This is a genomic window from Saccharopolyspora sp. (assembly GCF_017434145.1).
In the GTDB taxonomy this organism is placed as follows: Bacteria; Actinomycetota; Actinomycetes; order Mycobacteriales; family Pseudonocardiaceae; genus Saccharopolyspora_C; species Saccharopolyspora_C galaxeae.
Genome location: NZ_JAFRFW010000899.1, coordinates 1 through 7418, shown reverse-complemented (window position 1 = coordinate 7418; position 7418 = coordinate 1). Strand labels below are relative to the sequence as shown.

General features: G+C 71.5%; 8 protein-coding genes and 1 pseudogene. 4 read left to right on the top strand and 5 right to left on the bottom strand.

The features are described 5' to 3' along the window. Positions 1 to 297 precede the first annotated feature (297 nt). Complete coding sequence (gene rpmB / locus IJH84_RS24385; RefSeq protein ID WP_200070214.1) at positions 298 to 489, top strand: 50S ribosomal protein L28; 192 nt, start codon at positions 298 to 300, stop codon at positions 487 to 489. An 84-nt stretch (positions 490 to 573) separates the two neighbouring features. On the opposite strand, the gene IJH84_RS24380 is transcribed toward rpmB, so the two are convergent. Both IJH84_RS24380 and IJH84_RS24375 read right to left on the bottom strand, forming a co-directional pair. Then, the gene (locus IJH84_RS24380; RefSeq protein ID WP_295149529.1) at positions 574 to 1152 is read right to left on the bottom strand and encodes a hypothetical protein; all 579 of its coding nucleotides are present in this window, start codon (positions 1150 to 1152) and stop codon (positions 574 to 576) included. 154 nt (positions 1153 to 1306) lie between these two features. Next, positions 1307 to 1978, bottom strand: a complete 672-nt coding sequence (locus tag IJH84_RS24375) for a uracil-DNA glycosylase (RefSeq protein WP_295149527.1) — start codon at positions 1976 to 1978, stop codon at positions 1307 to 1309. A gap of 358 nt (positions 1979 to 2336) precedes the next feature. Here IJH84_RS24375 and IJH84_RS24370 point away from each other — a divergent pair, with 358 nt between their 5' ends. Then, entirely contained in the window at positions 2337 to 3683 is a 1347-nt protein-coding gene (locus IJH84_RS24370; protein WP_295149525.1) for an MFS transporter, read from the top strand. A 95-nt stretch (positions 3684 to 3778) separates the two neighbouring features. Here the strand turns inward: IJH84_RS24370 and IJH84_RS24365 are convergent, their stop codons facing one another. Next, entirely contained in the window at positions 3779 to 4744 is a 966-nt protein-coding gene (locus IJH84_RS24365; RefSeq protein WP_295149524.1) for a thiamine-phosphate kinase, read from the bottom strand. Between the two features lie 96 nt (positions 4745 to 4840). On the opposite strand from IJH84_RS24365, the gene IJH84_RS24360 reads away from it, so the two are divergent. Next, on the top strand, positions 4841 to 5074 hold the full coding sequence (locus IJH84_RS24360; protein WP_200070219.1) for an Lrp/AsnC ligand binding domain-containing protein: 234 nt from the start codon (positions 4841 to 4843) through the stop codon (positions 5072 to 5074). 45 nt (positions 5075 to 5119) lie between these two features. Beyond that, entirely contained in the window at positions 5120 to 5695 is a 576-nt protein-coding gene (locus IJH84_RS24355) for a DUF3515 domain-containing protein (RefSeq protein WP_295149520.1), read from the top strand. Positions 5696 to 5925: 230 nt separating this feature from the next. Here the strand turns inward: IJH84_RS24355 and IJH84_RS24350 are convergent, their stop codons facing one another. Then, the gene (locus IJH84_RS24350) at positions 5926 to 7017 is read right to left on the bottom strand and encodes a D-alanine--D-alanine ligase family protein (protein ID WP_295149512.1); all 1092 of its coding nucleotides are present in this window, start codon (positions 7015 to 7017) and stop codon (positions 5926 to 5928) included. Positions 7018 to 7027: 10 nt separating this feature from the next. Beyond that, positions 7028 to 7418 (bottom strand): annotated as a pseudogene (locus IJH84_RS24345) (PLP-dependent aminotransferase family protein); the annotation flags it as partial.

Sequence of the window (7418 nt, the reverse complement as noted above, 5' to 3'; positions counted from 1 at the left end):
GTCCGGGTCTTGGGCGGCGATGGCCCAGGGCATCCGCATGGCTGTACGCCCGGCCCGGCCTCCGCGCGAGGACGGTACCGGCAGATCGCATCGACGATCCCGCCGGAGGGCACTGCCGGGAGGCGCGGCGCGACCCTGGCGAGCAGCAGGCCCAGCGGGACGCGGTCCTCCTCGGCGCGCAGCCGGCGGGACCACCAAGCGGGCAGCGCTCGTGCGGACCATCGCCGCAACCGAAACCCAGGCTTCCCCGCCGCCGGCGTGGGAGCACGTCGAACGCGAAAGTTAGGGGTGTCTGACGTGGCTGCCGTCTGCGACGTCTGCAACAAGGGGCCGGGCTTCGGCAACTTGGTCTCGCACTCCCACCGGAAGACCAGGCGCCGGTGGAACCCGAACATCCAGACCGTGCACGCCAAGATCGGTCTTTCCGGGCGCAAGCGGATGAACGTGTGCACCTCCTGCCTGAAGGCGGGCAAGGTCGTTCGCGGCTGAACGCTCGAATCGCACGAAGAACCCCGGGGTGGTCCGACCGCCCCGGGGTTCTTCGCGTCTCGCGCTCTCACGGCCTGCGGGCCTTCACGGCCAGTAGTGCCGCCACTTGGGGCCGACCTGCGCCCATTCCGCTTCCCAGGCCGCGAGCCGCTGCCTGCGCACGACCCAGCGGGCGCCGCCGTAGAGCACCGACAGCCCGAGCACGGACCCGATCAGCACTCCGGCTCCCGCGGTACCGGCCGCCTGCGCCGCCTCGGCAGGCGGGCGCGGTGGCGGGACCGGGCGGTCCTCCCGGTCCACCCAGATCGGCAGCTCCGCGGGCAGCGGGCCGTTCACCGGCGCTTCGACGACCGCGAACCGCTCCTGCTGCGGGCTCGGGCTCCAACCCACCGCGACGGGCCGCGTCACTGGATCGTCGCCGTTGAGCTGAGCCAGCACCCGCGCCTGCACCGCGTGCCGGGACGCCTGCTCGGCACGCACCTCGGCGAGGTGCGAGTGCAGCACCGACTGCGAGACCAGCAGCGCGGCGACCACCGCCACCGCGGTCAGCACCAGCACGACCAGCAGTGCCGCCGGCTCGAACAGGTCGGTCCGGCGCCGCAGCGGGTTGGCTCCCGGCCACACCCTGCGCAGCAGGCGCGTCAGACCACCTCCGGCACCCATGACAAGCCTTCTTCCATCGGCGCGCACAAGTCCACCGCACGGCCAATGTACGACCGGATGCCGAGCCGGACCATCCGCCGAACCGGCGCCTCGCGGACACGCCGGAGGGCTGTTCGATCACAGCGCGTTCACCGGCGGCGGCCGGCCGGAGCGTTCAGGGGAGCTTCCAGTCGACCGGCTCGGCGCCCGCTTCCCGCAGGATCTCGTTGGCGCGGCTGAACGGGCGGGAGCCGAAGAAGCCGCGGTCGGCCGACATCGGGCTCGGGTGCACCGACTCGACGCACTGCACGCCCGGCATGAGCCCGCGGGTGCTGCGCGCGTCGTTGCCCCACAGGATCGCCACCATCGGCTGCTCGCGGGCGGCCAGCGCGCGGATGGCCTGGTCGGTGACGACCTCCCAGCCCTTGCCGCGGTGCGCGGCCGGCTTGCTCGGCTGCACGGTCAGCGCGCGGTTGAGCAGCAGCACGCCCTGTTCGGTCCACGGCGTGAGGTCGCCGCCGGAGGGCTTCGGGTGGCCGAGGTCGGAGCAGTACTCGCGGAAGATGTTGATCAGGCTCTTCGGCGGCTGCACGCCCTCGGCCACGGAGAAGCTCAGGCCGACCGCGTGCCCCGGCGTCGGATACGGGTCCTGGCCGACGATCAGCACCCGCACGTCGTGGAAGGGCTGCTGGAAGGCCCGCAGCACGTTGTCCCCGGAAGGCAGGTAGTTGCGACCCGCAGCGACCTCGGCGCGCAGGAACTCACCCATGGCCGTGATCTGGTCGGCGACCGGCTCCAGCGCCTCGGCCCAGCCCGCCTCGCCGACCTCATGCAAGGGACGTGCCATGAGCGCGCACTCTAGCGATCGGCCGGAACCGAGCCCGCGGCCGCCCCGAGCGGCGCGGGGCGGCGTGACGGCGGACACTGCACGGCGTCATCATGTTCCCCGAACGAGTTGACCATGCAGTCCACCATCTCGCGATCTTCGTCGCGGCCCGTGATCAGCATCGCACCGCCGCCCGGCCGCCGGACAGTGCGTGCACGACCGCCTCCGAAACGAGGTTTTACCTGCTCCGCACAACTATCGAAACGGCACAGATGTGGCCGATTCGGTGGTCAGCGAACGGCTACTCGGCTAAGTTCTCGGTACTCCAAACGTGTTCACACACCGTGGACGGCACGACCCGGAGGTGGCACACACCCTCATGACTGCACAGGGAACGGACGAGGTAACGCCGGAACAGCGGTCGCTGCTACGACGCGCGGTGGGCGCCGCAGCGATCGGCAACACCACCGAGTGGTACGACTTCGGTGTCTACGCCTACGTCGCGAGCTACGTGGGTCAGCAGTTCTTCCCCGGCCCGTGGGGGACCGTCTCGACGTTCGCGGTCTTCGCGATGTCCTTCCTGTTCCGGCCGCTGGGAAGCCTGTTCTTCGGCCCGCTGGGCGACCGGATCGGGCGGCAGAAGGTGCTCGCGGTCACGATCCTGCTGATGTCCGGGTCGACGTTCGTGCTCGGCCTGCTGCCGGGTTACGACACGATCGGCATCCTGGCGCCGATGCTGCTGTTGCTGTGCCGGATGCTGCAGGGCTTCTCGACCGGCGGTGAGTACGGCGGCGCGGCCACCTACATCGCCGAGTTCGCGCCCAACCGCAAACGCGGTTTCTACGGCAGCTGGCTGGAATTCGGCACGCTGGCCGGGTTCGGGCTCGGCGCGCTGGTGCCGACGCTGCTGATCCTGGCGCTGCCCGAGGCGGCCATGGAGTCCTGGGGCTGGCGGGTGCCGTTCCTGCTGGCCGGCCCGCTCGGCCTGATCGGGCTCTACCTGCGCTCCAAGCTGGAGGACACCCCGGCGTTCAAGAACCTCGAGGCCTCCGGCAACGTCGCCCGCTCCCCGCTGAAGGCGCTGATCAAGGGCCACTGGCGGCAGCTGCTGATCCTGATGGGCGTCGTGGTGCTCATCAACGTCGCCAACTACACGATCCTGACCTACATGGAGACCTACCTGGAAGACACCCTGTCCGTCCCGGAGGGGCAGGAATACCAGGTGCTGGTGCCGCTGCTGCTGGTCGTGGCGGTGATGATGGTGCTGATCACGCCGGTCGGGGCGCTGTCGGACCGGGTCGGGCGCAAACCGGTCTTCCTGTCCGCGGCGATCTGCTTCATCGTGCTGCCCTACCCGGCGTTCCTGCTGATCTCGCAGGGCACCATGGTCACGACGCTGCTGGGGCTGACGCTGCTGGGCATCGGGCACGTCCAGCTCGTCGGGCCGCTGGCGGCGACGCTGCCCGCGATGTTCCCGACCAAGGTGCGGTACGCGGCGTTCAGCATCGGCTACAACCTCTCCACCGCCGCGTTCGGCGGGACCGCGCCGCTGATCAACGAGTCGATGGTGGAGATCACCGGGAATTCCTTCTTCCCCGGCTACTACCTGATGGGCGCGGCGCTGGTGGCGCTGGTACCGATCTTGCTGATGAAGGAGACGGCGGGCCGTCCGCTGATGGAGGAGAACGACCGCACGAGCGGTCCGCAGGCGGCCACTTCCGGCTGAGCGGCACCGGCTGCGAAGGACCGGCGGGATCCGTTCCGCCGGTCCTTTTCATGCGCGGCGGCCGGGCCGATCGCTGCGCTCGCGCGGCGAGGACGTCAGCGCCAGTGCTCCCAGCCCGCAGAACCTTCGTAACCGGCTCCGTCGACGGTGACTCCGGTGCCTTCGCCGACCTCGCCGAGCGCGCGCCAGCCCTCCGGCAGCGGCAGGTCCGGCGGGAACGTCGCCACCAGCGCCTGGTCCTCACCGCCGGTGAGCACCCAGTGCCGCGCGTCCGCGCCCAGCGCCGAAGCGACCTCGGTGAGCCGCTGCGGCACCTCGACCAGCTCGCTGCGCACGTCGATGCTCACCTGCGACGCCTCCGCGATGTGCGCGAGGTCGGCCAGCAGGCCGTCGGAGGTGTCGATCATCGCGGTGGCACCGGCGTCGGCGGCGGCCGGGCCTGCCGCGTACGGCGGTTCCGGCACCCGCTGCGCGCCCACGACGGCGACCGGGGACCGGAATCCGCGCCCCAGCACCGCCAATCCCGCGGCGGCCCAGCCGAGCCTGCCCGCGACCGCCACCACGTCGCCCGGCCGCGCCCCGCCGCGGGTGACCGGGGTGCGGCCCTGCAGGTCGCCGAGCGCGGTGATCGACAGCGTCAGCACCGGCGCGCCGACCATGTCCCCGCCCGCGAGGCCGGTGCCCGCGCGCTGCGCCTCCTCCCACATGCCCGCGGCCAGGTCGTCGACCACGCCGGTCGCGGTCTCCGGCGGGGCGCCCATGCCGACCAGCAGCCCGGTCGGCACCGCGCCCATCGCGGCCAGGTCGGACAGGTTCACCGCCACCGCCTTGCGGCCCACCTGGTGCGGGCTGGACCAGTCGAAGCGGAAGTGCACCTGCTCGACCAGCACGTCGGTGGTGGCGACCACGCGGCCGTCCGGCGCGGCCAGCACCGCGGCGTCATCCCCGGGACCGAGCAGCGTGGACGGAGGCTGCGGGCGCCCGGAGGTCACCCGGTGGATGAGGCCGAACTCGCCGGCCTCGGACACCGTCTTCTCCTGCGCCGAAGTGTCCGAAGCCACCTCTGACCTCCTGAATCCTCGAGCAACCGCACGGCCCGATGGGGTAGTTTCCTGCCAGTTTCCTACCCCGCCGAGGCCGAGACGAAGGGGCACGCCGTGGTTCAGGCATTCATCCTCATCCAGACCGAGGTCGGCAAGGCCGCCGCCGTTGCCGCCGAGATCTCCGGGGCGCCGGGCGTGCTCACTTCCGAGGACGTGACCGGCCCGTACGACGTGATCGTGCGCGCTGAAGCGGAGAATGTCGACCAGCTCGGGAAAATGGTGGTGGCAGGCATCCAGAACGTGGAAGGGATCACCCGCACGCTGACGTGTCCCGTCGTACACCTGTGACGGGGCCTTCCGGCCGCGTCGCGGGACCGTGCTGTAGTGGGCGGCGTGTTCGACCAACAGCCGGGAGTGCCCCGGCCGGTGCTGATCGTGGCGCTCGTGCTCAGCGGGCTGCTGGCGGTCGGCGTCGGCGCGCTCGGACTGGTCTCCTGGTACTCGCAGAAGCAGCAGCGCGACGCGGTCGTGGCCGAGCAGCAGGCCCGCCGCAGCGGTCCGCTCGCGTTGCCGCCGGTGCCTGCGCCGGACGCGGGCGGGCCGGAGTGCTCGAAGCTGCTCGCGGCGCTGCCGCCGGAACTGGTGCTCGACGGTGAACCGGTGCCGCGGCGGCCGCTGGCCGAGCCGGCGCCGCCGGGCACGGTCGCGTGGGGCGACGCCGAGCACGATCCCGTGACGGTGCGCTGCGGGATGCCCGCACCGGCCGAACTCACCCCGACCTCGCCGCTGGTCGACATCTCCGGGGTGAGCTGGCTGCGGCTTTCCGAGGCGGGCAACACCTCGTGGCTGGCGGTGGACCGCCCGGTGCACGTGGCGCTGACCGCGCCCGCGAACTCCGGTTCCGGCCCGGTGCAGGACCTCTCCGGCCTGATCCGCCGCACCATGCCGAAACAGCCCGTCTTCCCCTGACGCCGGCCTTCCCCTGACGCCGGTCTCCTCCCGGCCGAACTCCGCGAGCGAACGGCCCGTTCGACCAACCTATTCGGACCAACAGGCCGTTCACTCTGCTCGGAGCTGCTCGGAATGGACGATGCGCGGGCGTGTCGGGCAGGCGCCGGGGAGCGAAGTTCACCAGGGGTGAACGGACCGTTCGACCAATCTAGCGGGACGAGCAGGCCGTTCACTCGGGAAAGCGCGGGTCAGCGCAGGCCGGTGCCGCGGGAAAGCGCGGTGTCGATCAGCGTGCTCAGCAGCGCCGGGTAGTCCACCCCGGTCTGCGCCCACATCCGCGGGTACAGCGAGATCGAGGTGAACCCGGGCATCGTGTTGACCTCGTTGACGATCAGCTCGCCGTCCTCGGCGACGAAGAAGTCCACCCGCGCCAGCCCTTGGCAGTCCAGCGCGCGGAACGCGGCCACGGCAGCCGACCGCAGCCGTTCGACCACGTCGTCGCCGACCTTGGTGGGGATGTCGAACTCGGTGACGTCGTCGAGGTACTTGGACTCGTAGTCATACCAGTCGGCGGTGCCGGTCACCCGCAGTTCGGCGGGCAGCGAGGCTTCCACCCGCCCGTCCGGGAATTCCAGCACGCCGCACTCGACCTCGCGGCCGGTCACCGCCGACTCGATGATCACCTTCGGGTCGGTGCGGCGGGCCTCGGCGATGGCCTCGTCGAGCTCCGCCCAGCCGGTGACCTTGCTGATGCCCAGCGACGAACCGGCGCGGGCGGGTTTGACGAAGACCGGCAGCCCCAGCCGTTCCCGCTGCCGATCGTCCAGAGTGGACTGGTCGCGGCGGAGCACTTCGTAGCACCCGACCGCGAGCCCTTCGGCCGCCAGCAGCTTCTTGGTGTACTCCTTGTCCATCGACACCGCGCTGGAGAGCACACCGGGCCCCGCGTACGGCACGTCGGCCATCTCCAGCAGCCCTTGAATGGTGCCGTCCTCGCCGAAAGCCCCGTGCAGCACCGGGAAAACAACGTCCACACCGGACAGGATCTCGCCGCCGCGGCCCGGTTCGACCAGCATGAGGTCGCGCCGCGTCGGGTCGCCGGGCAGCGCCACGGCAGTGCCCGTGGTGACTTCGGGGGCGCGCCGGTCGCGGATCTCCAGCTCGGCGGGGTCTCCGGTACCCAGCACCCACGCGCCCTCGCGGGTGATGCCGACCGGCACCACCTCGAAGCGCTCCGGATCCAGATGGGCCAGAACACTGCCCGCGGACAGGCAGGAAACGCCGTGCTCGGTGCTGCGCCCGCCGAAGACGACGGCCACCCGGATCTTGCGCTGAGTCATGCGCGGAACCCTACCGGGCCGAGCCGGTCCGGACACCGGCCTCCTCGGCGCACCAGCGCGCCAGCTCCCGGACCGAACGCTCCAGGTCAGCGCGCGAACACGAGGCGTAGCCGAAGGCGATGCCGCACCACTGCTGAGCCCCGTGGTGGTGCCGCCGCAGACCGTCGAGCACCAGCCCCTGACCGGCTGCGCGGTGCACCACCCGCCGCTCCGCGCCGGCGTCCGGCAGCGGCAGCACCACGTGCGCGCCCGCTTCGTCGCCGAATACCTCGACGCCCGATCCCGCCAGCTGATCGACCACCAGGACTCGGCGCTGCGACAGCTCGCGGCGCAGCCTGCGCAGGTGCCTGCCGAGGTCCCCGTTCCTGGCGTACTCGACCAGCACTCGCTGCCCGGCCGCG

What these genes read in the sequence shown, in the direction of transcription:
- IJH84_RS24380 (WP_295149529.1), bottom strand. Translation starts at nt 1,152, where the DNA reads ATGGGTGCCGGAGGTGGTCTGACGCGCCTGCTGCGCAGGGTGTGGCCG.
- IJH84_RS24375 (WP_295149527.1), bottom strand. Translation starts at nt 1,978, where the DNA reads ATGGCACGTCCCTTGCATGAGGTCGGCGAGGCGGGCTGGGCCGAGGCG.
- IJH84_RS24370 (WP_295149525.1), top strand. Translation starts at nt 2,337, where the DNA reads ATGACTGCACAGGGAACGGACGAGGTAACGCCGGAACAGCGGTCGCTG.
- IJH84_RS24350 (WP_295149512.1), bottom strand. Translation starts at nt 7,017, where the DNA reads ATGACTCAGCGCAAGATCCGGGTGGCCGTCGTCTTCGGCGGGCGCAGC.